This is a genomic window from Streptomyces sp. NPDC002911, assembly GCF_053591835.1.
In genome coordinates, this window is the sequence record NZ_JBSFUO010000004.1 from 158936 (window position 1) to 184341 (window position 25406).

Annotated in this window: 23 protein-coding genes and 1 pseudogene; 6 read left to right on the plus strand and 18 right to left on the minus strand. The window is 72.0% G+C overall.

Annotated elements, in window-relative coordinates:
- Nucleotides 1-154: 154 nt before the first annotated feature.
- Together ACWD04_RS08555 and ACWD04_RS08560 are read right to left on the minus strand one after the other, a co-directional pair.
- Nucleotides 155-469 (minus strand): hypothetical protein, encoded by a 315-nt coding sequence (locus tag ACWD04_RS08555; RefSeq protein ID WP_451129492.1) that lies wholly within the window; start codon nt 467-469, stop codon nt 155-157.
- Entirely contained in the window at nt 466-699 is a 234-nt protein-coding gene (locus ACWD04_RS08560; protein ID WP_451129494.1) for a hypothetical protein, read from the minus strand. The genes ACWD04_RS08555 and ACWD04_RS08560 overlap by 4 nt, the downstream gene beginning before the upstream one ends.
- 155 nt (nt 700-854) lie before the next feature.
- Between ACWD04_RS08560 and ACWD04_RS08565 the strand changes: the two genes are divergently transcribed.
- Together ACWD04_RS08565 and ACWD04_RS08570 are read left to right on the plus strand one after the other, a co-directional pair.
- Nucleotides 855-1679 (plus strand): helix-turn-helix domain-containing protein, encoded by an 825-nt coding sequence (locus ACWD04_RS08565; protein ID WP_451129496.1) that lies wholly within the window; start codon nt 855-857, stop codon nt 1677-1679.
- On the plus strand, nt 1666-1890 hold the full coding sequence (locus tag ACWD04_RS08570) for a DUF397 domain-containing protein (protein ID WP_451129498.1): 225 nt from the start codon (nt 1666-1668) through the stop codon (nt 1888-1890). The genes ACWD04_RS08565 and ACWD04_RS08570 overlap by 14 nt, the downstream gene beginning before the upstream one ends.
- 7 nt (nt 1891-1897) lie before the next feature.
- On the opposite strand, the gene ACWD04_RS08575 is transcribed toward ACWD04_RS08570, so the two are convergent.
- Nucleotides 1898-3655: an AAA family ATPase gene (locus tag ACWD04_RS08575; protein ID WP_451129500.1), complete on the minus strand. Its 1758-nt coding sequence runs from the start codon at nt 3653-3655 to the stop codon at nt 1898-1900.
- 191 nt (nt 3656-3846) lie between these two features.
- Here ACWD04_RS08575 and ACWD04_RS08580 point away from each other — a divergent pair, with 191 nt between their 5' ends.
- A complete protein-coding gene (locus tag ACWD04_RS08580) occupies nt 3847-4875 on the plus strand; it encodes a MarR family transcriptional regulator (RefSeq protein WP_451129502.1) in 1029 nt (342 codons plus the stop codon).
- A gap of 568 nt (nt 4876-5443) precedes the next feature.
- Nucleotides 5444-6097 (plus strand): DUF6461 domain-containing protein, encoded by a 654-nt coding sequence (locus tag ACWD04_RS08585; RefSeq protein WP_451129504.1) that lies wholly within the window; start codon nt 5444-5446, stop codon nt 6095-6097.
- Here the strand turns inward: ACWD04_RS08585 and ACWD04_RS08590 are convergent.
- The 3 genes from ACWD04_RS08590 to ACWD04_RS08600 form a co-directional block, all read right to left on the minus strand.
- On the minus strand, nt 6045-6413 hold the full coding sequence (locus ACWD04_RS08590) for a wHTH domain-containing protein (protein ID WP_451129506.1): 369 nt from the start codon (nt 6411-6413) through the stop codon (nt 6045-6047). The genes ACWD04_RS08585 and ACWD04_RS08590 overlap by 53 nt on opposite strands.
- 37 nt (nt 6414-6450) lie before the next feature.
- Nucleotides 6451-7383, minus strand: a complete 933-nt coding sequence (locus ACWD04_RS08595; RefSeq protein ID WP_451129995.1) for an STM4015 family protein — start codon at nt 7381-7383, stop codon at nt 6451-6453.
- A 71-nt stretch (nt 7384-7454) separates the two neighbouring features.
- Nucleotides 7455-8372 carry a LysR family transcriptional regulator gene (locus ACWD04_RS08600; protein WP_451129508.1) on the minus strand — a complete coding sequence of 306 codons (918 nt, stop codon included), beginning with the start codon at nt 8370-8372 and terminating at the stop codon, nt 7455-7457.
- Between the two features lie 101 nt (nt 8373-8473).
- Between ACWD04_RS08600 and ACWD04_RS08605 the strand changes: the two genes are divergently transcribed.
- Nucleotides 8474-8842, plus strand: a complete 369-nt coding sequence (locus ACWD04_RS08605) for a YybH family protein (RefSeq protein WP_451129510.1) — start codon at nt 8474-8476, stop codon at nt 8840-8842.
- A gap of 101 nt (nt 8843-8943) precedes the next feature.
- On the opposite strand, the gene ACWD04_RS08610 is transcribed toward ACWD04_RS08605, so the two are convergent.
- From ACWD04_RS08610 to map, 3 genes are all read right to left on the minus strand, one after another.
- Nucleotides 8944-9522, minus strand: coding sequence for a TetR/AcrR family transcriptional regulator (locus ACWD04_RS08610; RefSeq protein ID WP_451129512.1), 579 nt, complete (start codon nt 9520-9522; stop codon nt 8944-8946).
- Nucleotides 9510-10247 (minus strand): enoyl-CoA hydratase family protein, encoded by a 738-nt coding sequence (locus ACWD04_RS08615; protein WP_451129514.1) that lies wholly within the window; start codon nt 10245-10247, stop codon nt 9510-9512. The genes ACWD04_RS08610 and ACWD04_RS08615 overlap by 13 nt, the downstream gene beginning before the upstream one ends.
- A 284-nt stretch (nt 10248-10531) precedes the next feature.
- Nucleotides 10532-11350, minus strand: coding sequence for a type I methionyl aminopeptidase (gene map / locus ACWD04_RS08620; RefSeq protein WP_451129516.1), 819 nt, complete (start codon nt 11348-11350; stop codon nt 10532-10534).
- Nucleotides 11351-11444: 94 nt separating this feature from the next.
- On the opposite strand from map, the gene ACWD04_RS08625 reads away from it, so the two are divergent.
- Nucleotides 11445-11711, plus strand: coding sequence for a helix-turn-helix domain-containing protein (locus ACWD04_RS08625; RefSeq protein WP_451129518.1), 267 nt, complete (start codon nt 11445-11447; stop codon nt 11709-11711).
- 70 nt (nt 11712-11781) lie between these two features.
- On the opposite strand, the gene ACWD04_RS08630 is transcribed toward ACWD04_RS08625, so the two are convergent.
- The 9 genes and pseudogenes from ACWD04_RS08630 to ACWD04_RS08670 all read right to left on the minus strand — a co-directional run bounded on the left by ACWD04_RS08630 (nt 11782) and on the right by ACWD04_RS08670 (nt 25364).
- Nucleotides 11782-13359 carry a 4-coumarate--CoA ligase family protein gene (locus ACWD04_RS08630; protein WP_451129520.1) on the minus strand — a complete coding sequence of 526 codons (1578 nt, stop codon included), beginning with the start codon at nt 13357-13359 and terminating at the stop codon, nt 11782-11784.
- Between the two features lie 79 nt (nt 13360-13438).
- A complete protein-coding gene (locus tag ACWD04_RS08635; protein ID WP_451129522.1) occupies nt 13439-14605 on the minus strand; it encodes an acyl-CoA dehydrogenase family protein in 1167 nt (388 codons plus the stop codon).
- A complete protein-coding gene (locus ACWD04_RS08640) occupies nt 14602-16596 on the minus strand; it encodes an acetyl/propionyl/methylcrotonyl-CoA carboxylase subunit alpha (protein WP_451129524.1) in 1995 nt (664 codons plus the stop codon). The genes ACWD04_RS08635 and ACWD04_RS08640 overlap by 4 nt, the downstream gene beginning before the upstream one ends.
- 8 nt (nt 16597-16604) lie before the next feature.
- Nucleotides 16605-18200 carry an acyl-CoA carboxylase subunit beta gene (locus ACWD04_RS08645; RefSeq protein WP_451129526.1) on the minus strand — a complete coding sequence of 532 codons (1596 nt, stop codon included), beginning with the start codon at nt 18198-18200 and terminating at the stop codon, nt 16605-16607.
- Complete coding sequence (locus ACWD04_RS08650) at nt 18197-19900, minus strand: acyclic terpene utilization AtuA family protein (protein WP_451129528.1); 1704 nt, start codon at nt 19898-19900, stop codon at nt 18197-18199. Before ACWD04_RS08650 ends, ACWD04_RS08645 begins: the two co-directional genes overlap by 4 nt.
- A complete protein-coding gene (locus ACWD04_RS08655) occupies nt 19897-20703 on the minus strand; it encodes a TIGR03084 family metal-binding protein (protein WP_451129530.1) in 807 nt (268 codons plus the stop codon). Before ACWD04_RS08655 ends, ACWD04_RS08650 begins: the two co-directional genes overlap by 4 nt.
- Before the next feature lie 121 nt (nt 20704-20824).
- Complete coding sequence (locus ACWD04_RS08660; RefSeq protein WP_451129532.1) at nt 20825-21187, minus strand: signal peptidase I; 363 nt, start codon at nt 21185-21187, stop codon at nt 20825-20827.
- A 258-nt stretch (nt 21188-21445) separates the two neighbouring features.
- Nucleotides 21446-22387: pseudogene (locus ACWD04_RS08665) on the minus strand (EamA family transporter); the annotation flags it as partial.
- A 193-nt stretch (nt 22388-22580) separates the two neighbouring features.
- The gene (locus ACWD04_RS08670; RefSeq protein WP_451129534.1) at nt 22581-25364 is read right to left on the minus strand and encodes an FAD-binding and (Fe-S)-binding domain-containing protein; all 2784 of its coding nucleotides are present in this window, start codon (nt 25362-25364) and stop codon (nt 22581-22583) included.
- Nucleotides 25365-25406 lie beyond the last annotated feature (42 nt).

Below are 25406 nucleotides of genomic sequence, written 5' to 3' on the forward strand. Positions count from 1 at the left end.
TTCCTGGCGTAGGCGAGGTTGGCAGTGGAGGCTTCGAGCTGGTGGGTGTTCAGCCTGCGAATGGCCACGGGGGCCTCGTGCTGTGACGTACGGCGTGATCGGTTCGATCAGCATGTGCATGCCGCAACAGGTGGTCAAGGAGATTGACGGCCGATCACCTCTCATCCGGTCCGTCGGCGTTCGAGCCCTCGCCCAGCCTTCGACCCCGGCTCTCGGCCACACGCCGTACGTCGCCCAGCGACTCGGCCAGGCGGCAGGCGAGGTAGTGCACCTGGACGCCGGTCGACCGGCGGTCGGCCAGAAGGTCCGCAGCGTGGCCGAGCAGGTCCCCGGCCATGGACAGTTGGGCCCTCTCCACCCGGTCCGCGATCCGCGACACCGTGCCCGCGCCGTCCCCGAGGAGATAGCAGGGCTTGCCGTCCGCCGTCGTCCACGGGAGCAGCCGCGCTTCCCCGGAGTCCGCCCTCACGCCGCCGCCCCCCATCCGCACCGGGCGACCACGAGCACACGCCGCAGCCTCAGCTCTGCGAGCCGTTCCCTCTCGTGGGCCACGTAGTACGGACGCACCAGCGGGCTGTCCTCGCCGCGCGGCGGACGCTCACCGGTGCGGCGTGCCGTGATCCCGCCGGGGCGATGCTCCGTTTCCGGCACCGGCCTTCTCACCAGCAGCCCGAAAAGCCCGACGATGCGGTCCCTCATGTCTTCCTGCCTTCCTCGCGTTTCGTGGACACGCCACACGAAGGAGCGAATGACTGCACTCCGTGACGAATCATCCACAGCATGAGGTCGCTTTTCGCTACGCTGCCAGGGGTTCGCGCATGACAGCGCGCCTGTCATCCCGGGGAGTTGGCCGCATGGCGTCGCACCACAGGCCGCGCACGGCACGAGCGAAGTACGGCGAGGAGTTGCGGCTCAGGCGCACGACGGCCGGGCTGACCCAGGAGGCGCTGAGCGAGCAGATCGTGTGCTCGCCGACGCTCATCAGCCACTTCGAAGCCGGCCGTCGGCTGCCCAACCCGGATGACGCCCAGCGGATCGACCGGGCCCTGGCCACGGACGGGTTCTTCGCCCGGTGGCTCGAAGATCTGGACACGAAGTTCGTCGACCACTTCGCGGCGGTGGCCGAACTGGAACGGCAGGCGATCGAGATCCGGCAGTTCGCCCCCGCTCTCGTTCCCGGGCTCCTCCAGACCGAGGGTTACGCCCGTGCGCTGTTCTCCGCATACAGGCCGAACCACCAGCCTGCAGAACTTGACAGAGACGTCGTCATTCGAACAGAGCGCTCCCAGATCCTTGACGGACCGTTCAAGCCAGTCGTCTGGACGATCCTCGACGAAGCCGTGCTCCGCCGTGAGGTGGGAGGGCCTCAGGTCATGGCGGAGCAACTCGAAAAGATCGCGGATATGGCCGCCTCCGGCCGCATTCGGCTACACGTATTGCCGTTCGGAGCCGGTGCGTACGCACTCCAGGAGGGATTGCTTACGCTCATGAGCTTCCAGGACTCCGCGCCCGTGGCGTATGTCGAAGGCTTCCTCTCGGGAAACCTTCTGGACGATCCCTCACTGGTGAGCACCAGTCAAACCGCTTACGCTCTTGCGCTGAGTGACGCGATGTCGCGCCGAGAATCATTGATCGCCGTCCGGGCGGCAGCGGAGGAACACGCACATGGGCAGCACTGAGCACACCGTCTCCGACTCATCCACTCTCGTCGGATGGCACAAGTCCAGCTACAGCGGCGGCAGTCAGGGCGAATGCCTTGAAGTGGCTCGTGGCTACGACGCCGTACCCGTACGGGACAGCAAGGTCGCCCACGGACCGGCCGTGGTGATGTCCGCGGGAAGCTGGTCGGCCTTCGTCACCGCCGTCAGGAACGGCTCGCTCGACGCCTGACAGCAACTCAGCCGAGAAACCCAGCACTCAGCAGGGCCGGATCGCGGAGCGGTCCCGACACGTCGCCCCCACCACCGAACGACAGCTCGGCGGCCGGGTGAACTTCCGCCACGCGTTCGTACAGGTCTCCTCCGACAACCTCGGGGCGCTCCTCTTCGCCGACCCCGGGCAACCGGATGAGCCCGCTCGGGTCTGCGGACTGGCAGACATACGGGCTGTGCGTCGTGACGATGAACTGGATGTTCGGGAAGTGCGTGGTCAGCCACGAACCGATGCGGCGTTGCCAGGAGACGTGGAGGTGGGCGTCGATCTCATCGATGATGACGATGCCCGGAACCCGGTGGAAGAGCAGCCCCTCGTCGGCGTCCGCCACGAGTGCGTCACCGAAGGTGGCGTGGATCTGCTTGAGGATGTCGACGACGAGCGCGGCCACCGTCCGGAATCCGTCGCCCATCTCGCGCAGGGGGAAGCGGATGCCGTCCCGTTCCACCCAGAGTCCCTCCGAGTCGACGTCGATGATGCGGTACCCGTCGGGCAGGAGCCCGTCCTGAAGGATCGCGAGAGCGGTGTTCTTCAGGACGGCTGCTCCGGCTCTGCCCTCCAACGCCCGGAGGTGCTGTTCGATGAGCCAGGCGACTCCCTCGGCGAGCGAGGCGTCCTCATGGAAGAGGCTCGCCTGCCGCGCCGCCGGACCGGAGGCGAGCATCAGCCGCTGGACCTCGCCCGACCCGCCCGCCATCCTGCGGAACGGCCCGTACGCGGCGCAGAACCAGCCGACAGGGTTGTCCGCCCAGGGACCCCGCCGGGCGTTGCTGCTGAGCGCTCCGGTGTAGGTGATCTCTTCGAGTGAGGGCTGTACCCCGCGCCGTCCGGTCGGCCTGCCGTCCGGTCCACCCTCACGGGGGACACTCCACCGGAGCCCGGCCTTGAACGAGCCGGCAGGCGGACGGCCGTGCGTGAACCGGTCGTACTCGGTATCCCGGGTGATCTCCAGCTCGATGCGCCCCTCGGTGGCTCCGTGCGCCACCCAGTTGCCGAACCCGAGGACCAGGCCACGGGCGGCCACCGGACCGCTGAGTGCGAACACGATCGCCCGCAACAGGGTCGTCTTCCCAGCACCATTTCGCCCTGCCAGGACCGTCCATCCGGCGTGCGTACCGTCCGGGCGGGTCAGGCGCAGGTCGACCTGACGCGGGCCGTTGAACGACTTGATGTCCTGGACGGAAACCCGGCTGACGTACATGGGGGCGGTGTCCGTTCGGTCGGTGGTGGCGGGCGGTGCTGGGAGAAGTCTCCTATTCCACCTCGGGTCGGCCGGGATTTCCCCTCCGCGGGACTCGGCGATGGCCGCGAACTCACTGAGTGCCGCCTGGAGGTCCTGGACGACCTCCAGGGCGATGACCTCCGGTGCCAGGAGACTGTCCGTGTCGTCCAGGGCCGGGTCCTTCATCCAGGTGATGTCGAGGTTGACCTTGAAGTGGCCGTTGGGGTCCTCGGGCGCCACCCGCTCGGAGCGGGGGCGGTCCGGGCCGTACGCCTCGATGAACTCGTCGAGGTCCGCGCGGGTCAGCGGACGCTTCCTGAGCGTGAAGTGCTTGCCGGTGCGGGATGCGTCCGAAGCTCGGCGCTCGGATCTCGGGACCCGAGCGTCGGGAAGGTTCGGTTCACTCTTCCGGGTGTACGTGGAGAAGGCCGCGCCCGAAGCTTGAGCTTCGGGATCCGGGCGTCGGGATGCGAGTTCCGAGACCCGAGCGCCTTCTTTCAACCGGTAGGGAAAAGAAGGTTGGGGAAAACCTCCCCCACCCCCCTTACCCGTCACGGCCAGCAAGTATGACTATTCGTGACCGACTTGCCGCGAAGCGTCACGGCTGCTTACGGTGCGACAGAACGAACGACCCCGACGCGGTGTTGACGCACCGGCCGGGGTCTCACCTCAAGATCGAAAGCAGCGATCCCGTGGTTACCCAGCACCCTAGTCCCGCCCCCGGCGCGCCCGCGCTCTCCCGCCCGTACCCGATGGCCAATCCCGGTTACGGCAAGCGGTCCATGCCGGGCCAACCCCAGCCGAGTGCTCACGACTTCGCATTCCTGCCCGAGCGCGAGCGGTACGTCGCCGGGTTCGTCGACCATCTCCCCGACGGTGCGGCCATGGACGTGAAGAGCCTGGCCAAGCAGCTGCCGCTCCACGGCCAGCAGGCGGTCGGCTCCGCCCTGCGGGCCCTGTCCGTCGCCGGTCATCTGCGGCGCGCACGGTGCCTGGTCGGCGAGGGTGACCAAGTGCGCTGGGTCTTCCGGACGTTCTGGTCCCGGACCGCCCGTGACAACGAGTGGTGGGCCTCCCACCTCGTCGCCGAGGGCCGCGAGGCGGCGCCGGACGACACCACGCCCCCGCCGCCGCCTCCCTGGGTCCCCGTGGAGGAACCCGCTCCCGCGGACACCTCGCCCGCAGCCCCGGAACCCGTACCGGCCGCACCGGCCGCACCGGCCGCACCGGCCGTACCGCGGCAACGGGCCCCGGCGCCGGATGCCCCCTCGCCCGCCTATCTGGCCCTGGCGCAGCTCGGCCGCGTCGACCCCCGCCTGGCGCTCTCCGCCGCCGACTGCGCGGTCCTGGAGGCGCGGGCCGCCGAGTGGCTGGCCCGGGGCGTGAGCACCGAGTACCTGACCCAGGCCCTCGCCTCCGGGCTCCCCCCGCAGGTCGGCTCACCCGTGGGGTTCGTCCGACGGCGCCTCGACAACAAGATCCCGCCGCGCGTGGCCCCCGCCGTCGCACCGCCCGCGCCCGGCGGGCCCGTCCACCGCACGATGCCGGAGTGCACCAAGTGCGGTGTGCCCGGACGCCCGGAAGCCCTCCCCGACGGACTCTGCCGCCCCTGCCACCGGCCTGGCCCCCCGGAGCCGGTGGACCTCCCGGCCGGGGGGCTCACCGAGTCCGACGTCCGCGCCCGTGCGGGTCACGTCCGCGAACTGCTGAGGTCGCGCTGAGCCGACGGCGACTCCCGAACCGGAAGGCGCCGTACTCGCACCGGCCACGGCGAACGGACTCGTGGCGCCGCGACACGCTCGGGGCCGCAGCACCCGTGAGGGCCGGTGGTACGACGGACAGAGGTGGTGGCGATCGCGCTCCGTGGCCGGCCGATCCGGCCTTCATCATCTGATGAGCCGTCAAGCATATGGTGAGCACCGTAGTTGGCGCGTCGGAGCCCTTATCGTGATCATCGCGACCTGCGGCAGCGACGGAAGGGCGGGGCCGGCGTGGCGATCGAACCGGCGCCGGAGGCGGTGCGGGCGGACGCTCCACCGCCTGCGCCACAGGGCCCTGACACGCGACGCCGAGGACGGTACGTCCACCCCGGTGTTCCCGGCACGCCCCCGCCACACATCCGCCCGTGCCGGCGTCGGCACCCTCGTCCGACACGTCACCGAACGCGGTCCCGCCGCACGTCGCCGGACATGTCACCCGCGTTCGCCGGTGACAGCACTCCCACCGGCGCCCCCTCACCCGCGGCACCGCTGCCGGGGGTGCCGCACGCGCCCATGACGAAAGAGGCCGATGATGCCCACCCCTGGTTTTCCGCCGAGCACGCTCGACTCCGAGGGAACGCCGATATGGATCAGCGAGCTGGCCAACGACGACCCGAACCACATCCTGCACGTCGTGCGCGGCGTCGAACCGGCGGAAGCGCTGCAGGTGCTGGGCGCCAAGCCCGGGTTGATCCGGTCCTGCGAGCTGCCCGACAGCAGGCCGGACGAGTGGACCTCGCTGCCCTGTGCGGCTCTCGGTATCCGACCGGGGACCTCTGCCGCACTGCTGGCGGGACGCGTCGGTGAGTGGACCTTCGTCTACGACGACTCCGGGTTCACCTGCGACGACGACACGATGACGAAGGCGCTGTCCGCCGATGGGCGGACAGCGGCCATGAGCGTGTACACCATCAACGGGGACGCCAGCCTCACCTATGCCGTCGACGGCGAGCAGATCGAGTGGGTCAACGTGGACGACCTCGATACGGAGAAGGACATCCCCGCCATGCCCGCCGAACTGCGCACGGCGTTCGAGGCCGCCGGCACCGTCGGGACGGAGGACTTCGAGCCCGGCGAGGCCGACGGGCTGATCACCATGCGTGCCGCCTGCGCCCTGGCGGGCCTCGCGCTCACCCTGAGCGACGTACGCCGAATCCCGCTGCTGATCGTGCCGTTCGGCTGACGATTCGGGGAAGGACGCGCGGTACCGGGGTCCGGGGGCGCCGGACCCAGGGGAAAGCGCCGTCGAGGTTGAAGCTGACCAGCTTCACGGCATCGGCCGGGAGCGCGGCCAGTTCCTCGGGCGTGGGCACCTGGTAGCCCAGCTCAGCGAACCGGTCCCTGGCCTCGGCGGGGCTGCGGCCGGTGGTGAGCGCCGCTTGCAGGAGGTGGTACGGCGGCACGGGTCCGGTGGGGTCCAGCCAGGGGCCACGGCGGTCCAGGTGGGCGCTGGTGAGGAGCTGGGCATCGGGGTCGAAGCCGTCGGAGGTGTGCGACACGGAAGGCCTTTCGCGGGAGCGGTGTCCGGGGAGGGAGTTATTCGGCGGCGGCGACGTAGCGCGCGCCGTCGTCGTCCTCGTCGTCCTCCCGCTCGGACAGGTCGACCCGTACGCCTGCGGGTTCGAGAGTCTCCCGGATCCGCAGCATCATGGCGTCGCTCACGAAGTGGTGGTGCAGGTCGAGCGAGCGCAGGTGGGTGAGCGGCTGCCCGTTCAGCAGCGCCTGTGCCCCTACGTCACCGAGCGTCCCCAACGACAGGCTGAGCGATTCGAGGCGGGCGACGACGGGTGCGTGAGCCACGGCGGCGGCGATCTCGTCCTGGAACTGGCTGTTCTGCAGCCCCAGATGCCGCAGCGCGGGGAACCGTGTGCCCTCCAGCAGCGGCGCGAGGTCTTCCAGGGTCGTGTCACAGCCGTAGTACTCGTCGCCCAGCCACAGCTCCAGGTGTTCCAGGGCCGGCAGGTCGGAGGCCAGGACGCCGCGCACCACCTCGGCGGGCAGTCCGCCGCACTCGAAGCGCAGGGTGCGCAGTGCCTCGTGGCGCACGGGCGGGAACGCCAGGCCGGAGCTGCCCCGCACCGCGAGCTCCCGGAGCCGGGGGTAGGCCTTCAGGACAGGGGTGACGTCGGACTGCTCCATCCAGGAGAGCTCGGACTGTTCGGATATGACGTCGCCGAGGAACACCGCTTCCAGGTTGACGAGCCGGGAGTTCGCCTCCGCGACCTCCTCGGTCATGCTGCCCAGGCCCCACTCGGTGTACCAGGGGTAGCCGATGATCAGCGCGCGTACGTCCTGGGCCGGCATGGTCGTGAGGAAGCGCTCCCAGTAGTCGTCCGACGCTTCGTCGCCGTCCGTGTCGTCAAGCTCGAGACGCCAGGCCGCGGCCCCGGCGGCGGGCAGGCCCGCGCTGTGGGTGCACGGCGGGAAGGTGAGGGCGGGCAGGCCGTGGAAGTGCTCCACATGATCGATCACAGTCGTCCTTCGGTGGGCTTGCGTCAACAACTCCCGTTGTTCTACCAGCCGGTGACGACAACGCCCGCTCACACATCGTCATCGCCACGGCTGTCCCCGCCGCCTGGGGAGGCGCCGAACGCCCGTCGGCTGTGTACGAGCAGCTCGCGCAGCGCCGGGCTGTTCGTGCCCCTCCACACCAGCGCGAGGAGCGCCGGTGTCTCGACGTCGTCGATGAGGCGGGCGGTGAGCCGGTCATCGTAGCTCGCGGCCATCGACGCGCTGAGGACGGCGACCCCCAGCCCACGCGCGGCGAGGTCCGCGACGGCGTCCGCCGCACTGGCCTGCAGCGCGATAACGGGCTGGAGGCCCTGGGCGGCGCAGGCACGGTCGAGGAGCGTACGGAGGCCGGTGCCGGGTGGCATGCAGATGAGGGGGCGGGCCGTCAGGTCGCGCAGCGTGACCCGCTGTTGTCGCGCGAGGGGGTCCCCGTCCCGGACGGCGGCGACGAGCCGCTCGCTGATGACCGTCAGGGATCCCAGCCCTTCGGGGACGGGAGCAGCGGTCCCGATCAGGGCCAGATCGACGGCGCCGGTGCGTACCCCCTCGACGAGCCGGTCGGAGTTGTCCTCCAGCAGCGCGATCCCGACCCCGGGATGGGCACGGTGGAACGCGGCGAGGGCGTCGAACAGCGGGGTGACGGTGCAGCCGATGACCATCCCGACGGTGAGCCGGCCGCGGATCAGCTCGGCCACCTCTCCCACCGCCTGCCCCACCGCCTCGGCTGCGGCCAGCGCGGCGCGGGCGTGTTCGAGCGCGGCCTTGCCGGCGACGGTGAGGGCGGCGGTGCGCGACGACCGGTCGAACAGCTCGGCCCCCAGCTCCCGTTCCAGCCGGCGGATCTGGGCGCTCACACCGGACTGACTGATGTGCACCCGCTCGGCCGCCCTGGTGAAGTTGCGCTCCTCGGCGACGGCGACGAAGTACTCCAGCTGCCTCAGGTCCATGACCACAGATTCTAGTTTCCATCAGAACCATCTGTTGGACTTCTGGAAAGTGGCCGACCACGCTGGAAGGACAGGAATCGGAATCGGACCAGGAGGAACCCATGCCCGAGCAAGAGAAGGCTCTGCGCCCCGAGGACATCACCCGCCTGTTCGTCGAGCGGTCCAACGCCGGCGACGCGGCCGGGGTCGCCGCGCTCTACGAGGAGGAGGCTGTGCTGGCCTTCCCGCCCGGCGAGGTGACGGTGGGGCGGGAGGCGATCCGCGCGCTGTGGGAGAAGGTACTGGCCGACCGCCCGCGCTTCGAGCAGGAGCCGCCGCTGCCGACCCTGGTCAGCGGCGGCATCGCCCTGACGTCGACCCCGCCGAAGGACGGGGCCGGAGCCCGCGCCCAGGTCGTCCGGCGACAGCCCGACGGAAGCTGGCTGCGGGTGCTCGACCAGCCGGAGTTCACCCCGCCCGGAGCCCCGTGATCCGCCCAGTCGTTGGGGAGTTACGGACATCCATATGGGATGTATGGGGCCGCTATCTGCCCGTAAACCCCCCAATGACTGCCCAGCGAGTCCCGGCGCCCTCAGCCCAGCGCCTCGTCCAGCAGAGCCGCCCACTGCGCCACGACCCTGCCCCGGCGGGCGGTGTCGTCGGTCAACAGGTTGGCGAGACCCAGGCCCCGGGCCATGTCGAGGAGCCCCTGCACCGTCTCGCGCACCCCGGGCCGGGTCTCGTCCGCGCCGAGGAGCTCGACGGCGATGCGGTGGGTCTCGCGGCCCACGCGCGCTTCGAGCTCGGTGACCCGGGGCCTCAGCTGGGCCTCGTTCGAGGCCGCGACCCAGAGCTGGAGGGCGGCGCGGAAGAGGGGCCCGGTGTACAGGTCGACGAGCGCGGCGACGACCTCGGTGCGGCCCTGGACGGGGAGGGCGCGCAGGGCGGCGGAGCGCTCCTCGGCTACGTACTCCACGGCACCGGTGAACAGGTCCTCCCGGGTCGGGAAGTGGTGCTGGGCGGCGCCCCGCGAGACCCCCGCGTGTTCGGCGACGACGGAGACGGTGGAGCCCGCCCAGCCGCGTTCGGCGAGGCAGGCGACCGCCGAGGCCAGGAGCCGCTGCCGCGTGGCGCGGCTCCTGTCCTGCTTCGGGGGCGTCACAGCACCCATGCGGGATCCCGTCGTTCCAGGAAGGCCGTCATCCCCTCCCGTGCGTCGTCGGAGGCGAAGAGCGCTGCGGAGCGGGCGATGAGGTCTTCGGCGTGACTGTCGAAACTCCGCAGCACACTAGCCGTGACCAGCTCCTTCGATGCCGCCAGCCCCTGCGGTGACGCTCTGCGCAGTCCGTCCAGTACCGGTACGAGCGCCTTGTCCACGTCCTCGGCGGCGACGCTCACGAGGCCGATGCGGGCCGCTTCCGCGGCGTCGAAGCGTTCCCCGGTGAGGTAGTAGCGGGCTGCGGCGCGTGGGTCGAGGCGGGGCAGCAGCGGCAGGGAGATCACGGCGGGGGCGAGACCCAGGCGGGACTCGGTGAGGGCGAAGGAGGAGTCGGGGCCGGCGACGGAGATGTCGCACGCCCCGAGCAGCCCCAGCCCGCCGGCCCGGACGTGCCCGGTGACCCTGGCGACGACGGGCTTGGGCATGGCGACGATGCGCCGCATGAGGGCGACGAGGTCATGCGGATCGGGCGGTGCGGTGAGGTCGGCGCCCGCGCAGAACGTGGTGCCGGTGTGGGTGAGGACCACGGCCCGTACGGCGTCGTCGGCCGCACAGCCGGCCAGCGCTTCGGAGAGCTCGCCGACGAGGCGGGCCGAGAGCGCGTTGCGCTTGGCCGGGTTGTCGAGGGCGAGCGTGGTGATGCCCCGCTCGTGGGCGGGTGGGGCGAGCTGGCTCATCCGGTAGCTCTCCTTCTGCCGAGCCGTCGCGTCGAGCGTGGCAGCAGGCGCCAGAACAATCAAGCACGCTTGCATGATTTGGAGGACACGGCATGCCGTCCGGCACCCAGGACCCACGATCCGTCGAGGCGGTGACATGACGGTGCCCTGACGACCTGGCGCATCCCCTCCGGGCGACCGGCGTCGGAGGCCCCGGCGCCGCCGCGCACACCATCCCCTCAGCCGGGCCGGACGCCCACACGGGCGACGAGCCCGGTGCGCATGTGGTCGGCGATCGGCCCTCGTCAGCGTCCGGTCACCGATGACTCCCGTCGGCCTTCCAGCCCCTTGTCGCTCTGAGGGCGCCGGGTGAGCACGAGCGGGCCGGTCTCGGTGATGGCAACCGTGTGCTCGGAATGAGCGGTGCGCGAGCCGTCGGCCGAGCGGATCGTCCAGCCGTCCGGGTCATGGACGATCTTGTTGGTGCCGGCGGCGAACCAGGGCTCGATCGCTATCGTCAGGCCGGGGCGCAGCTTCCAACCGCGCCCAGGACGGCCGTCGTTGGGGATGTGCAGGTCCTCGTGCATCGTGCGGCCGATACCGTGACCGCCGAACTCCAGGTTGACCGGGTAGCCGTACCGGGCGGCGACCGCGCCGATGGCCGCCGAGATGTCCCCGAGCCTGTTGCCCGGCCGGGCGACCTCGATCGCGGCTTCCAGGGCGACCTCGGTGGCCTCGATCAGCCGCAGGTCCTCCTCGGCCGGGGTGCCGACGATGACGGAGTGAGCGGAGTCGGCGGCCCAGCCGTCGATGCTCACCGCCATATCCATGGTCAGCAGGTCCCCGTCGCGCAGCTTGTAGCTGTGCGGCAATCCGTGCAGCACGGCGTCATTGACCGAGAGGCACACCACGTTACGGAACGGGCCCTTGCCGAAGGAGGGCTCGTAGTCCCAGTAACAGGACTCCGCGCCGCGCTTTTTGATCCGACGGCGGGCATGATGCTCAAGGTCCAGCAGATTGACCCCTACTGCGGCGAGGTCACCGAGCTCAGCCAGCACCTGGCCGACGAACTGCCCGGTGACGCGCATACGCTCGATGTCTTGGGGAGTTTTGTGCTCGATCACTGCGTTCCTCGATCCTCCTGGGCGCTGACAGGTATATTTATACCAGGGGGTGGAGTGGTTGCCGCCCGAACATGTGCGGCTCTAGCATGTGCGCATGGTTCGTCATCCGCTCGCCCCCGAACAGATCGAGGCGGGCCGACGCCTCGGGGCCGCGTTGCGCTCCGCCCGGGCAGGACGCAGCCCCGTCGAAGTGGCCCTGGAAGCGGGGATCTCACCGGAGACCCTCCGCAAGATCGAGACCGGCCGGCTGCCGACGCCCGCGTTCGGCACGATCGTCCGGCTCAGCGAGGTGCTCGGCGTACCCCTGTCCGAACTCGCCTTCGTCTGGCGCACCGATCCTGCCCTGAGCAGGGCCTCCTAGCCACGGCCGGGGGGCTGCGGACGGTGAGACCGGCGTACGGCGGGCGCGCGAGGAGCGGCCCGCCGACGTGTCAGGCCCGCTTCTCCCGGTCGCGCAGTTCGCGCCGCAGGATCTTGCCGGACACGGCGCGCGGTACGGCCTCGATGAATTCGGCCCGTCTGACCTTCTTGTACGGGGAGACCCGCTCGGAGACGTACGTGATGACGTCCTCCTCCGTGAGGTCCCCGGCTCCGGGGCCGCGGACCAGGTAGGCCTTGGGGACCTCGTTGCCGTCGGCGTCGTAGACCCCGATGACGGCGGCGTCGGCGATCTCGGGGTGGGTGAGGAGGAGGGCCTCCAGGTCGGCGGGGGCGACCTGGTAGCCCTTGTACTTGATGAGCTCCTTGACCCGGTCGACGACGTACAGCCAGCCGTCGTCGTCGACCCTGCCGACGTCCCCGGTGTGCAGCCAGCCGTCCTCGTCGATCATGGCGGCGGTGGCGTCGGGGCGGCCGAGGTAGCCCTTCATGACCTGGGGGCCGCGGATGAGGATCTCGCCGGCGGTGCCGGTGGTGACGTCGATGCCGGGGTCGGTGAGCGAGACGATCCGCATCTCCGTGCCGGGCAGCAGCTTGCCGACCGTGCCGGGTGGCGGGTTCTCCGCCGCGAGGGGGACGACATGGGTGCCGGGCGAGAGTTCCGTCATGCCGTAAGCCTGCCGGACGGCGGGGACGCCGAGCCGGGTGGAGCAGGCGGCGGCGAGCCCGGCGTCGAGAGGGGCGGCGGCGCTGACGATGTACTTCAGCGACGAGAGGTCGTAGTCACCCACGAGCGGGTGCTTCGCGAGGGCCAGCACGATGGGCGGGGCCACGTACAGGCCGGTGATGCGGTGGGTCTGAATCGTTTCGAGGAACTGGGCGAGGTCGAAACGGGGCAGGACGACGACCGTGGCGCCGTAGCGCAGCGGCCCGTTCATGAGCGCGGTCAGGCCGTAGATGTGGAAGAAGGGCAGCACGGCCAGGATGCGGTCGTGTTCGCCGAGGGGGACGAAGGGCCGCAGCTGCTCCAGGTTGGTGGCGATGGATCGGTGGGTGAGCATGACGCCCTTGGGGGTGCCGGTGGTCCCCGAGGAGTACGGGAGTACGGCGATGTCCTGGGCCGGGTCGAAGGCGATGTCGGGTTCGGGGGCCGTTGAGCCCAGCATGTCCAGTACGGAGGTGTGGCCCTCGGCCTGGTCACAGACGTAGATCTCCTGGATGCCGCCCGCGAGTCCGGCGGCCCGGCGGGCGGTGTCGAGGAGCGGGGAGACGGTGACGATCCAGCGGGCGGAGGAGTCCCGCAGCTGCTTGGCGAACTCCTCGGGGGTGGCGAGGGGGTGGATGGTGGTGACGGTGGCGCCGGCCCGGGTGGCCCCGTAGAAGACGGGCGGGTAGGCGATCGTGTTGGGGCTGTGCAGGGCGAGGACGTCGCCCTTGCGCAGGCCCGCCGCGGCGAGGTGGGCGGCGATGCGCCGGTGGAAGGTGTCGAGCTGGCGGTACGTGACGCTCATCCCGTTGGTCCCGTCGATCAGGGCGGGGGTGTCACCGAAGTCCGCCGCGTTTTTGAGGACGGCTTCGTGGATGGGTGTTTCGAGGGGCGGGACGTCTGCGTACTCGCTGTGGAACACCATTTCGGTCCCCTTCGACGCGGGTGGAGAGCCAGAATCGCCCCTGCCGGGGCGGATGGGGAGACCCGTGACACGACCGGCGTCAGTACGACTTCGGCAGGCCCAGGGTCTGGTGGGAGACGTAGTTCAGGATCATTTCCCGGCTGACGGGTGCGATACGGGAGACACGCGCTGCCGTGATCAGGGAGGCGAGCCCGTATTCGCGGGTGAGCCCGTTACCGCCGAGGGTGTGGACGGCCTGGTCGACGGCCCTGACACAGGCTTCGGCGGCGGCGTACTTCGCCATGTTGGCGGCCTCGCCCGCACCTGTGTCGTCGCCGTCGTCGTAGAGCTTCGCGGCCTTCTGCATCATCAGCCGGGAGAGTTCCAGCTCGATGTGCGCCTGGGCGAGCGGGTGCGCGATGGCCTGGTGGGCGCCGATGGGTGCGCCCTTCCAGACGGTGCGGGTCTTCGCGTAGTCCACGGCCCGGTCGAGGGCGTAGCGGCCCATGCCGATGGAGAAGGCGGCGCCCATGATGCGTTCCGGGTTCAGTCCGGCGAAGAGCTGGAGCAGACCCGCGTCCTCGTCGCCGACGAGCGCGTCGGCCGGCAGCCGTACGTCGTCGAGGACCAGCTCGAACTGCTTCTCGGCGGCTTGCAGTTCCATGTCGATCCGGGTGCGGGAGAAGCCGGGGGCCTCGCGGGGGACGATGAAGAGGCAGGGCTTGAGGCTGCCGGTTTTCGCGTCCTCGGTGCGGCCGACGATCAGCGTGGCGTCGGAGATGTCGACGCCGGAGATGAAGACCTTGCGGCCGCTGAGGATCCAGCCGGCCTCACCGTCGCGGCGGGCGGTGGTCGTGATGCGGTGCGAGTTGGAGCCGGCGTCGGGCTCGGTGATGCCGAACGACATGGTCAGGGAGCCGTCGGAGAGGCCGGGGAGCCAGGTCCGCTTCTGGGCCTCGGTGCCGAAGCGGGCGATGACGGTGCCGCAGATCGCCGGGGAGACGACCAGCATGAGGAGGGGGCTGCCGGCGGCGCCCAGCTCCTCCAGGACGATGGAGAGCTCGGCCATGCCGGCGCCCCCGCCGCCGTACTCCTCGGGGAGATTGACGCCGAGGTAGCCGAGCCTGCCCGCCTCTTCCCACAGTTCGCGGGGGTGCTCGCCCCTGCGGGCCAGGCCGGTGCTGTAGTCACGGCCGAAGCGCTTGCCGAGGGCGGCGACGGCGGCGCGGAGGGCCTGGTGCTCCTGGGTTTCGAGGACGGTGCTCATGGGGTCGTCTCCTCCTGGTGCGCGGGGACTGCTGCGGGAGCGTCCGCGGATGCGTCCTGTACGACGGCGAGCAGCGCGCCGACCTCGACCTGGAGTCCGGGGGCGGCGTGGAGCGCGGTGAGGGTGCCGGAGGCCGGGGCGAGGATGCGGTGCTCCATCTTCATCGCCTCCAGCCAGATCAGGGGCTGCCCGGCCTCGACGGCCGTACCCGGGGCGAGGCCGTCGGCGAGGCGGACGACGGTGCCGGGCATGGGGGCCAGCAGGGAGCCTGGGTCGGTGCGTTCGGCGGGGTCGGTGAAGCGCGGGAGGGCGGTGAAGGTGTACGAGCCGGCGGCCGTGTCGACGTGGACCCGGTCGCCGTGGGTGCTGACCGTGAAGTGCCGGGTCACACCGCCGGTTTCCAGGGTGACCGCGCCGGGGCTGACGGCGAGGACCCGCTCGCGGGTGTCAGGGACCGGGGTGCCGTCCCGGCCGGTTCGGTACGCGATCTCGTGCTCGGTGCCGCCGGGCTCGCCGCGGTAGCGCCTGGTCTGCGGCTGTGAGGCGAGGTTGCGCCAGGCGCCGAAGCGGACAGGACCCGGACCGCTGCCGACGGCCGCGCCCGAGGCCGCGGCGAGCGCGGCGGCGGTGACGGCGAGCCGCCGGGCGGAGCCCTCGCCGGGCGTGCCGGCCGCCGTCAGAGCGGCCAGGTGCCGGTCGTAGAAACCGGTGTCGAGGCGCCCCGCGACGAAGTCCGGGTGGCGCAGGGAGCGTACGAGGAGCTCACGGTTGGTGACCGGGCCGTGGATGCGGGCGCGCTCCAGGGCACGCGCCAGGAGCCGGACGGCTTCGGTGCGGGTGGGGGCGTGGGCGATGACCTTGGCGAGCATCGGGTCGTAGTGGATTCCGATGGTGTCGCCGCCGGTGTACCCGGTGTCGAGACGGATGCCGGCTTCGTCGGGCACCTCCAGCGTGGACAGCGCCCCGGTCTGCGGCTGCCAGTCCCGGGCCGGGTCCTCGGCGTACAGCCGGGCCTCGACGGCGTGTCCGCCGGGCGGTGGGGGCGCTGCTGCCGGCAGTGGCTCACCCTCCGCGACACGCAGTTGCAGAGCGACGAGGTCGAGGCCGAACACCGCTTCCGTGACGGGGTGTTCGACCTGGAGCCGGGTGTTCATCTCCAGGAAGTACGGGCGGCCTTCGGCCGATACGAGGAACTCGACGGTCCCCGCCCCCCGGTAGCCCACCGCCTGCGCGGCGGCGACCGCCGCGTCGCGCAGCCTCTGCCGCAGGGCGTCGTCGAGGCCCGGGGCCGGGGCCTCCTCGATGACCTTCTGGTGGCGGCGCTGGAGCGAGCAGTCGCGGGTGCCGAGCGCCCACACCGTGCCCTGCCCGTCCGCCATGACCTGCACCTCGACGTGCCGGCCCCGCTCGACGTACGGCTCGGCGAAGACCTCACCGTCCCCGAAGGCGGAGGCTGCCTCGGCGGCTGCGGCGGTCAACTCATCCGGCAGCGCCGCGAGTTCGCGTACGATCCGCATCCCGCGTCCGCCGCCGCCCGCCGCCGCCTTCAGCAGCAGCGGCAGATCGGCGGTGGTGGCGCTCCCGGGATCGACGGGGGCCAGCAGAGGCACATCGGCGGCGGCCATCAGCTCCTTGGCCCGGGTCTTGGACGCCATCAGCTCGATGGCCTTGACCGGCGGCCCCACCCAGACGAGTCCCGCGTCCTGCACGGCCCGGGCGAACCCGGCGTTCTCCGAGAGGAAGCCGTACCCCGGGTGGACTGCGTCGGCGCCTGCGGCGAGCGCGGCGGCGACGACGAGGTCGCCGCGCAGATACGTGTCGGCCGGTGCGGCCCCCGGCAGGCGTACGGCGGTGTCGGCCTCCCGTACGTGCAGGGCACCGGCATCCGCGTCGGAGTACACCGCGACGGTGGCGATGCCCAGCTCACGGCAGGTGCGGAAGATCCGGCAGGCGATCTCGCCCCGGTTGGCGACAAGCAGTGTGGTGATCATCGGTTGCCTCACATCCGGAAGACGCCGAAGCCGCGCGCGCCTTCGACCGGTGCCGTGTGGATCGCGGACAGGCACATCCCGAGGACGGTCCTGGTGTCGCGTGGGTCGATGACGCCGTCGTCGTACAACCGCCCCGAGAGGAACACCGGCAGCGACTCGGACTCGATCTGCTGTTCCACCATGGCGCGCAGACCGGCGTCGGCCTCGTCGTCGTAGGGCAGCCCCTTCGCGGCGGAGGAGGCGCGCGCGACGAGGGAGAGCACGCCCGCGAGCTGCTGGGGGCCCATGACGGCGGACTTGCTGCTGGGCCAGGCGAAGAGGAAGCGGGGGTCGTAGGCCCGGCCGCACATGCCGTAGTGCCCGGCTCCGTAGGAGGCGCCCATCAGCACGGACAGGTGCGGGACCCGGGAGTTCGACACCGCGTTGATCATCATCGCGCCGTGCTTGATGATGCCGCCCTGCTCGTACTCCTTGCCGACCATGTAGCCCGTCGTGTTGTGCAGGAAGAGGAGCGGGATGTCGCGCTGGTTGGCGAGCTGGATGAACTGGGCGGCCTTCTGCGACTCCTCGCTGAACAGCACGCCTTGCGCGTTGGCGAGAATGCCGACGGGGTATCCGTGGAGGCGTGCCCAGCCGGTGACCAGGCTCGTCCCGTAGAGCGGCTTGAAGGCGTCGAAGTCGGAGCCGTCGACGAGCCGGGCGATGACCTCGCGCGGATCGAAGGGGGTCTTGAGGTCGCCGGGGACGATCCCGATGAGCTCGTCCTCGTCGTACTTCGGTGGCTCGGCGGGTCCCGGGTCCGGGTGCGCCTTGCGCCAGTTGAACCGGGCGACGATCCGACGGGCCTGGCGCAGCGCGTCGTGCTCGTCGACGGCGTAGTGGTCCGCGAGGCCGGAGGTGCGGGCGTGCATCTCGGCGCCGCCGAGCGATTCGTCGTCGGCCTCCTCGCCGGTGGCCATCTTCACCAAGGGCGGTCCGCCGAGGAACACCTTGGACTGTTCACTGATCATCACGGTGTGGTCGGACATGCCGGGGACGTACGCCCCGCCGGCCGTCGAGTTTCCGAAGACCACGGCCACGGTGGGGATTCCGGCGGCCGACAGCCGGGTGAGGTCGCGGAACAGCGCTCCGCCGGGGATGAAGATCTCCTTCTGCGAGGGCAGATCGGCGCCACCGGACTCCACCAGGGAGATGCAGGGCAGCCGGTTGGCGAAGGCGATCTCGTTGGCGCGCAGCGCCTTCTTCAGGGTCCAGGGGTTGGATGCGCCGCCACGCACCGTGGGGTCGTTCGCGGTGATCAGGCACTCCACCCCGGACACGACCCCGATCCCGGTGACGAGCGAGGCGCCGACCGCGTGATCGCTGCCCCAGGCGGCGAGCGGGGACAGCTCCAGGAACGGCGTGTCCGGGTCGACCAGCAGCTCGATCCGCTCACGGGCGAGGAGCTTGCCGCGCTTCCGGTGACGCGCCACGTACTTCTCGCCGCCGCCCGCCAGGGCCTTGGCGTGCTCGGTGTCCAGCTCGGCGAGCTTCGCGAGCATGGCCTCGCGGTGGGCTGCGTACTCGGGCCCCGTGGTGTCGAGTGCGGTGGGCAGGACGGTCATGCGTTCACCTCCGGTCGGTCCAGCAGCTGCAGGGGGACGGGCACGTGCCGGGACCGCAGCCACTCCCCCACCGCCTTGGCCTGCGGATCGAATCGCGTTTGCGCGGCGACACCTTCGCCGAGGAGGCCGTGGACGACGAAGTTGAGGGCGCGCAGCCGGGGCAGGACATGGCGTACGACGGTGAGCCCGGCGGTCTCCGGCAGCAGCTCCTGGAAGCGGGCCACGGTCAGCTCGTGGGCCAGCCACCGCCAGGCGTCGTCGCTCCGTACCCACACCCCGACGTTGGCGTCGCCTCCCTTGTCGCCGCTGCGGGCGCCCGCCACGTATCCGAGGGGCGCGCTGCGGGTGGGTCCGGCGGGCAGCGGGTCGGGCAGGCCCGGCTCCGCCGCCTCTTCGAGTTCCCGGTACGGGCCGGCTGCCGGGACGGTCTCCCGGGTCCCGTCGGGCAGCACAGCGACATGCTCGACCTCCCCGGCCGGTACGCACGCGGCCTCGAACACCCCGTAGGGCGCGCCCTTCCCGGGCGGGGCCGTCACGTGGAAGCCCGGGTAGCTGCCGAGTGCCAGCTCGACGGCCGCCCCGGACACGGCGCGGCCGACCACCTCGGCGTCCTGGTCGCGGACGACGAGCCGCAGCAGGGCGCTGGCCGTCTCCTCGCTCGCCGCGTCGGCCCGGTCGGTGCGGGCGAGCTCCCACCGCACCTCGGCCGGCTTCGAACCCGCGCGATCCAGGGCGTCGGCGAACTGCCGGCGCACGAGTCGGGCTTTCGCCTCGATGTCGAGCCCGGTCAGCACGAAGACGACTTCGTTGCGCCACCCGCCGAGCCGGTTGAGCCCGACCTTGAGCGTGGGCGGCGGGGCCTCGCCGCGTACGCCGCTGATCCGTACCCGGTCGGGACCGTCCCGCGTCAGTGTCACGGTGTCGAGCCGGGCCGTGACGTCGGGCCCGGCGTAGCGGGCGCCACCCGTCTCGTACAGCAGCTGCGCGGTGACGGTGCCGATGTCGACGACACCGCCCGTGCCGTCGTGCTTGGTGATGACGCTGCTTCCGTCCTCGTGGATCTCGGCGAGCGGGAACCCGGGGCGGCGGACGTCGTGCTCACCGAAGAAGGCGTAGTTGCCCCCGGTCGCCTGGGTGCCGCACTCCAGGACGTGTCCGGCGACGACGGCCCCGGCGAGGGCGTCGTGGGCGTCCGGCCCCCAGCCGAAGTGGGCGGCGGCGGGCCCGGTGACGAGGGCGGCGTCGGTGACCCGGCCGGTGACGACGATGTCGGCCCCGGCGCGCAGGCAGGCGGCGATGCCTCCGCCGCCCAGGTAGGCGTTGGCGGTGAGGCAGCCGTCGGGCACGGGGCGGCTGTCGCCCTCGACGTGGGCTACGCGGACGGGTACGCCGGTCCGGTCCGCCAGCTCCCTCACGGCGTCGGCGAGTCCCGCCGCATTCAGCCCGCCGGCGTTGGCGACGATCTTCACGCCGCGCTCGTGGGCGAGCCCGAGATTCTCCTCCAGCTGCCGCAGGAAGGTCGACGCGTATCCGCGCTTCGGGTCCTTGAGGCGGCTGCGGCCCAGGATCAGCATGGTGAGCTCGGCGAGGTAGTCGCCGGTCAGGACGTCCAGCGGGCCGTCGGTGAGCATGTCGCGCACGGCCTCGAAGCGGTCGCCGTAGAAGCCGGACGCGTTGCCGATGCGCAGCGGCCGGGTCACCGGTCCGCCTTCCGGGGACGCCCGGGCCCGGCGGGTCCTGCGAAGGCCTGCGCGATGTCCAGCCACTGCCCCGCGTCCGGGCCGACCGCCTCGACGGCGAGGTCGTCCCGGTGGGCGCGCTGGGTGACGAGCAGGCAGAAGTCGAGGAGCGGCCCGGTGACGCGCTGGGCGGCGTCTTCGGGCCCGTACACGGTCAGCGCACCGTCGTCCGCGCGCAGTTCGACCCGGAACTGCTCGGCGGGCGGTCGCAGCCCGCGTACGAAGTAGGCGTAGTCCCTGGCCCGTACGCCGATCCGGGCGACGTGCCGCAGCCGGGCGGTCGGCTTCCTGGTCACGCCGAGCGCGTCGGCGATGTCCTGGCCGTGGGCCCAGGTCTCCATGAGCCGCGCGGTCGCCATCGAGGCGACGCTCATGGGCGGGCCGTACCAGGGCAGCTTCGTCCCCGCGGGCGCCGCGCGGAGGGATTCCTGGAGCCGGGTCCGTCCTTCCCGCCACTCCACGAGCAGGGCTTCGGGGGTCAGGGCGGTGACGGCTTCCTGGGCCGCGTCGCCGACGAAGGTATCGGGGGCGGCCAGCGCCCTCTCGACCTCCACGGCGAAGGCATCGGGCTCGGTGGCGGCGACCAGGGCCACCTCGTCGGTCCAGTTGAGGTGGGCGATCTGGTGGGCGACGGTCCACCCCTCGGCGGGAGTCGGCGCGGCCCACTCGGGCGCGCTCAACCCCGCTACCAGCAGGTCGAGCTCGTCGCTCTCCTCCCGCATGTCGTCGAGCACGGCGGCGGTCACGGCCGATGCGTCGGGCACGGTGCGCTCCCCTCGGGGCGTGGCGGTGTGCCCCGGAGCATGCCAGCGCCCAATAAAACAAGCAAGCATGCTTGCATGATTTATTGGGCGACCCGCGCGACGCTTCCCTACAGAGCGGATCTCAGTCGGCGCGGTAGCCCGGGACGGAGGGCCAGCGCACGGTCAGCACCACGGACTCCTCCTCCGCGTGCCAGGAGTGGTCGACACCACGGCCCCACACGACGTAGTCGCCCTGACGTTCCAGCACGACGTCACGCCCGGGGAACCGCATCCGGAAGCGTCCGCTGATGAGCACGAGCAGCGCCGTGCGCTCCTCGCCCCGCACCCACTGCACCCGTTCGTCACCCTGGGGGTGAACGCCCCACTTGATCTCCAGGGCCTCACTGTGGCGCGGGTCGGAGGGGTCCTTGAAGTGCCCGAGCAGCCACCCGCGGTCCAGCGCCGCGTCCTTCTCCGCGTGGCCCACGTACACACCGTCGTTCACGACGCGGGAACCCGGCAGCCGCCCGCCCTACTCCCCGCGCTCCCCCTCCGCCTGTGAGGGTTCGGTGCGGGGGACATCGGGGTGCGTCTCGGACTCCCGGCCGCGCACGGCCGGCTCGTCGCGTTCGCCCTCGGCCTGCGAGGGGGTGTGCGAGTACAGCCCGGCATATTCATCGGTTTCCTTTGCGGATTGCATGCGCGTGCCTCCTTCCTTCGCTCCCTTCCATCGTGCCTCCCGCGCCCGCTCCCGGCTCGGTGTGGCCGCGCGGGCCGTCTGGCTGCGCACCGCGCCCATGCTCGCCCCGATGACCAGGGCGATGGCCAGGGCGTCCGTCGAGGAGAGGGCCTGGTCGAGGATGAAGAAGCCCGCCGTGGCGGCGATGGCCGGTTCGAGGCTCATCAGGATCGCGAAGGTGGGCGCGGGCAGCCGGCGCAGGGCGATGAGTTCCAGGGTGTAGGGGAGGACTGAGCTCAGCAGCGCCACGGCGATGCCCAGGCCCAGCGTGGAGGGGACCACGAGCTTCGAGCCCGCCTCCATGATGCCCAGCGGCAGCGAGAGGACCGCCGCCACCACCATGGCCAGGGCCAGGCCGTCCGCCTGCGGGAAGCGGCGGCCGGTGCGGGCGCTGAAGATGATGTACGCCGCCCACATGGCGCCCGCGCCCAGGGCGTACGCCGCCCCGACCGGATCCAGGCGGTCGAAGCCTCCGCCGCTGAGCAGGACGACACCGCCGAGCGCCAGTAGGGCCCAGACGAGGTTGACCAGGCGGCGGGAGGCGACGACGGAGAGGGTCAGCGGGCCCAGGACCTCCAGAGTGACGGCGGCGCCCAGCGGGATGCGGTCGACGGCCTGGTAGAAGAGCGTGTTCATGCAGCCCATCGCGACGCCGAACGCCACCACGGTGCCCCAGTCGGCGCGCGAGTGCCCCCGCAGCTTCGGCCGGCAGACGACCAGCAGGACGAGCGCGGCCGCGGCGAGACGCAGGGTGACGACGCCGAGTGCGCCCGCCCTCGGCATCAGCAGGACGGCGACCGCCGCGCCGAACTGGACGGAGAGCCCGCCCGCCACCACCAGCGCGACCGGCCCGAGTGCGACTCCGCGACCGCCGCGGCGGCCGTGACCGGGCTCGTCGAGGGCGGACACCGCCTCGGGTACGGCAACGGCAGCGGCCGGCTCTGCGACAGCACGCGGGTCGTTCACCAGGAGCCTTTCATCCAGTCACGTCAGATGTGCAGTCTATTGGATTGCACCGCGGAGTTCACGATAGGACACCGAACGGTACCTGTTCACGTCCTCACCGTAGAGCCGCGCCCCGCCGTGACGGCGGCGCGGGCCCCGGAGAGCGCGCGGCTCTCCGCAGTGGTGGGCGAAGCCGTCGGAGAATTCGGACCCCCTAGCCGTCGAGCCCTTCCGCCAGTACCTCGGCGAGGTGCCGGGCCCGCCGCCCGGCCAGCTGGTCCAGCTGGGTGCGGCAGGAGAAGCCGTCGGCCAGCAGCTCCGCACCGGGCTCCGCCGCCCGCACAGCGGGCAGGAGCTGGTCCTCCGCGCAGGCCGCCGAGACGTCCCAGTGCCCCTTCTCGAAGCCGAAGTTGCCGGCCAGCCCGCAGCAGCCGCCGCTCAGCTCACCGCTCAGTCCCGCCCTTTCACGGAGCCTGCGCTCGGCCGCGTCGCCGAGCACCGCGTGCTGGTGGCAGTGGGTCTGGCCGGCGACCCGGCGGTCCAGCCGGGGCGGCGTCCAGTCCGGCGCGTACTCCTCCAGATACTGGGCCAGGGTCCGTACCGACGCGGCGAGCCGGGCGGCACGCGGGTCGTCGGGCAGCAGCTCGGGAAGGTCCGTGCGCAGGGCGGCGGCGCAGCTCGGCTCCAGTACGACGAGCGGGTCGCCCAGCCCCGCGCCCATCCGGTCCAGGGTGCGGCGCATGACGGCGCGGGCCGCGTCGAGCCGGCCCGTCGACACGTAGGTGAGGCCGCAGCACACACCCCGGCCGGGCAGAACGGGCGTCCGGCCCGCCGACTCCAGGACCCGTACCGCCGCCCGGCCGGCCTCGGGTGCGAGATGGTCGGTGAAGGTGTCCGGCCAGAGCAGGACGGACGGCCCGTCCGCCTGTGTCCGCCGGGTGCGGAACCAGGCCCTGAACGTCTGCCGCGCCAGGACCGGGAGCCCGCGTCGCGGGTCGACGCCGCCGAGCCGCTTGGCGAGGGCGGCGAGCGGACCGACCCGGGCCAGGGCGTTGAGCACGCCCGCGAAGGGGGCGGCCATCCGCAGCCACCGAGGGAGCCCGCCCATCGCGTAGTGCGCGGCCGGACGCGGCCGGCCCCGGTAGTGCTGGTGGAGGAACTCCGCCTTGTACGTGGCCATGTCGACGCCCACCGGGCAGTCGGTGCGGCAGCCCTTGCAGGACAGGCACAGGTCGAGGGCGTCGCGTACCTCGGTGGACCGCCAGCCGTCCGTGATCACCTCGCCCGCGAGCATCTCGTGGAGCAGCCGGGCGCGGCCCCGGGTGGAGTGGGCCTCTTCGCCGGTCGCCCGGAAGGAGGGGCACATCACGTCCGGCCCCGGCGTCGCCGTACGGCATTTGGCGACGCCGACACAGCGGCGTACGGCGGCGGAGAAGTCGCCGCCGTCGTGCGGGTAGCCGAAGGCCACGTCCACGGGGCGGCCGGGGAGCACGGCGAAGCGAAGGTTCTCGTCGAGGCGTGCGGGGCGGGCGAGGATGCCCGGGTTCAGGCCGCCGTCCGGGTCCCAGAGGTCCTTGAACCGCGTGAACAGGCCGACCATCTCGTCCCCGTACATCCGGGGCAGCAGCTCGGCCCGCGCCTGCCCGTCACCGTGTTCACCGCTCAGTGAGCCGCCGTGCGCGACGACCAGGCGGGCCTGGTCCTCGGAGAAGCGGCGGAAGCCGGCCACGCCCTGCTCGGTCAGCAGGTCGAAGTCGATGCGTACGTGGATGCAGCCGTCGCCGAAGTGCCCGTACGGGGTGCCGCGCAGGCCGTGTTCGGCGAGCAGGGAGCGGAAGTCGCGCAGATACGCGCCGAGGCGTGCGGGCGGCACGGCGCAGTCCTCCCAGCCCGGCCACGCCTCCGTGCCGTCCGGCATCCGGGTCGCGGTCCCGGCGGCGTCCTCGCGGATGCGCCACAGGGTCCGCATGCCGGCGGGGTCCGTGACCACGATGCCGTCCAGGGCGTCGGCGGCGCGCAGGATCCGGGCCGCGTGGGCGCGGGCCTCGGCGGGGGTGGCGCCGCCCGTCTCCACGAACAGCCAGGCGGCGCCGCGGGGCAGTCCGGCCGGTTCGCGTACGAGGTCGGCGGCCATGCCCTCGACGGTGAGCGGGCCGTACGGGAGGAGCCCGGGGGCGGCTTCGGCGGCGGCCGACTCGTCGGCGTACCCGAGGACGGCGAGCGCGCGGGCGCCCGGTGTCTCGACCAGGCGGACGGTCGCCTCGGTGACGACGGCCAGGGTTCCCTCGCTGCCGCAGAGGGCGCGGGCGGGGTCGGGGCCGCGCTCGGGGAGCAGCGCGTCGAGGGCGTAGCCGGAGATGCGGCGCGGGAGTTCGGGGAAGCCGGTGCGCAGGAGGGCGAGGTGGGCGGCGGCGAACTCGTGGAGGCCGGGCGGGGCGTCGGGCAGGCCCCGGCCGAGGTGCAGGCTCTCGCCGCCGCCGTACCGGACGACGCGCAGGCTCCGGACGTTGTCGGCGGTGGTGCCCCAGGCGACGGAGTGCGAGCCGCAGGAGTTGTTGCCGATCATCCCGCCGAGCGTGCAGCGGCTGTGGGTGGACGGGTCGGGGCCGAACGTCAGCCCGTGCGGGGCAGCGGCGGCCCGCAGGTCGTCCAGGACCACACCGGGCTGGACGACGGCGGTACGGGAGCCGGGGTCCAGCTCGGTGATCCGCCGCATGTGGCGGGTGAAGTCCAGGACGACTCCGGTGCCGGTGGCCTGCCCGGCGATGGAGGTGCCGCCGCCGCGGGGCACGACGGGGGCGGCGTGCTCCCGGCAGACGCGGAGGGCCTCCGCGACGTCCGCCGCGTCGCGGGGGGCGACGACTGCGCCGGGGACGCGGCGGTAGTTGGACGCGTCCATGGTCGTCAGCGCGCGAACGATCGCGCCGGAGTCCACGTCACCGCGGACGGCCTGGGCGAGGGCTCGGGTGAGGTCGGGGTGCGGATGCGGGGCGGGCATGGACCCAGCATGCCGGTCCTGGGGGCGGCGGCCCCGCACATG

Excerpts from the sequence above, each read along its gene's own strand:
- ACWD04_RS08605 (WP_451129510.1), top strand. The coding sequence starts at position 8,474 with ATGCCCGAGCAAGAGAAGGCTCTGCGCCCCGAGGACATCACCCGCCTG.
- ACWD04_RS08610 (WP_451129512.1), bottom strand. The coding sequence starts at position 9,522 with ATGGGTGCTGTGACGCCCCCGAAGCAGGACAGGAGCCGCGCCACGCGG.
- ACWD04_RS08640 (WP_451129524.1), bottom strand. The coding sequence starts at position 16,596 with ATGATCACCACACTGCTTGTCGCCAACCGGGGCGAGATCGCCTGCCGG.
- ACWD04_RS08565 (WP_451129496.1), top strand. The coding sequence starts at position 855 with ATGGCGTCGCACCACAGGCCGCGCACGGCACGAGCGAAGTACGGCGAG.
- ACWD04_RS08615 (WP_451129514.1), bottom strand. The coding sequence starts at position 10,247 with ATGAGCCAGCTCGCCCCACCCGCCCACGAGCGGGGCATCACCACGCTC.
- ACWD04_RS08570 (WP_451129498.1), top strand. The coding sequence starts at position 1,666 with ATGGGCAGCACTGAGCACACCGTCTCCGACTCATCCACTCTCGTCGGA.
- ACWD04_RS08625 (WP_451129518.1), top strand. The coding sequence starts at position 11,445 with ATGGTTCGTCATCCGCTCGCCCCCGAACAGATCGAGGCGGGCCGACGC.
- ACWD04_RS08560 (WP_451129494.1), bottom strand. The coding sequence starts at position 699 with ATGAGGGACCGCATCGTCGGGCTTTTCGGGCTGCTGGTGAGAAGGCCG.
- ACWD04_RS08670 (WP_451129534.1), bottom strand. The coding sequence starts at position 25,364 with ATGCCCGCCCCGCATCCGCACCCCGACCTCACCCGAGCCCTCGCCCAG.
- ACWD04_RS08645 (WP_451129526.1), bottom strand. The coding sequence starts at position 18,200 with ATGACCGTCCTGCCCACCGCACTCGACACCACGGGGCCCGAGTACGCA.
- ACWD04_RS08635 (WP_451129522.1), bottom strand. The coding sequence starts at position 14,605 with ATGAGCACCGTCCTCGAAACCCAGGAGCACCAGGCCCTCCGCGCCGCC.
- ACWD04_RS08600 (WP_451129508.1), bottom strand. The coding sequence starts at position 8,372 with ATGGACCTGAGGCAGCTGGAGTACTTCGTCGCCGTCGCCGAGGAGCGC.
- ACWD04_RS08585 (WP_451129504.1), top strand. The coding sequence starts at position 5,444 with ATGATGCCCACCCCTGGTTTTCCGCCGAGCACGCTCGACTCCGAGGGA.
- ACWD04_RS08630 (WP_451129520.1), bottom strand. The coding sequence starts at position 13,359 with ATGGTGTTCCACAGCGAGTACGCAGACGTCCCGCCCCTCGAAACACCC.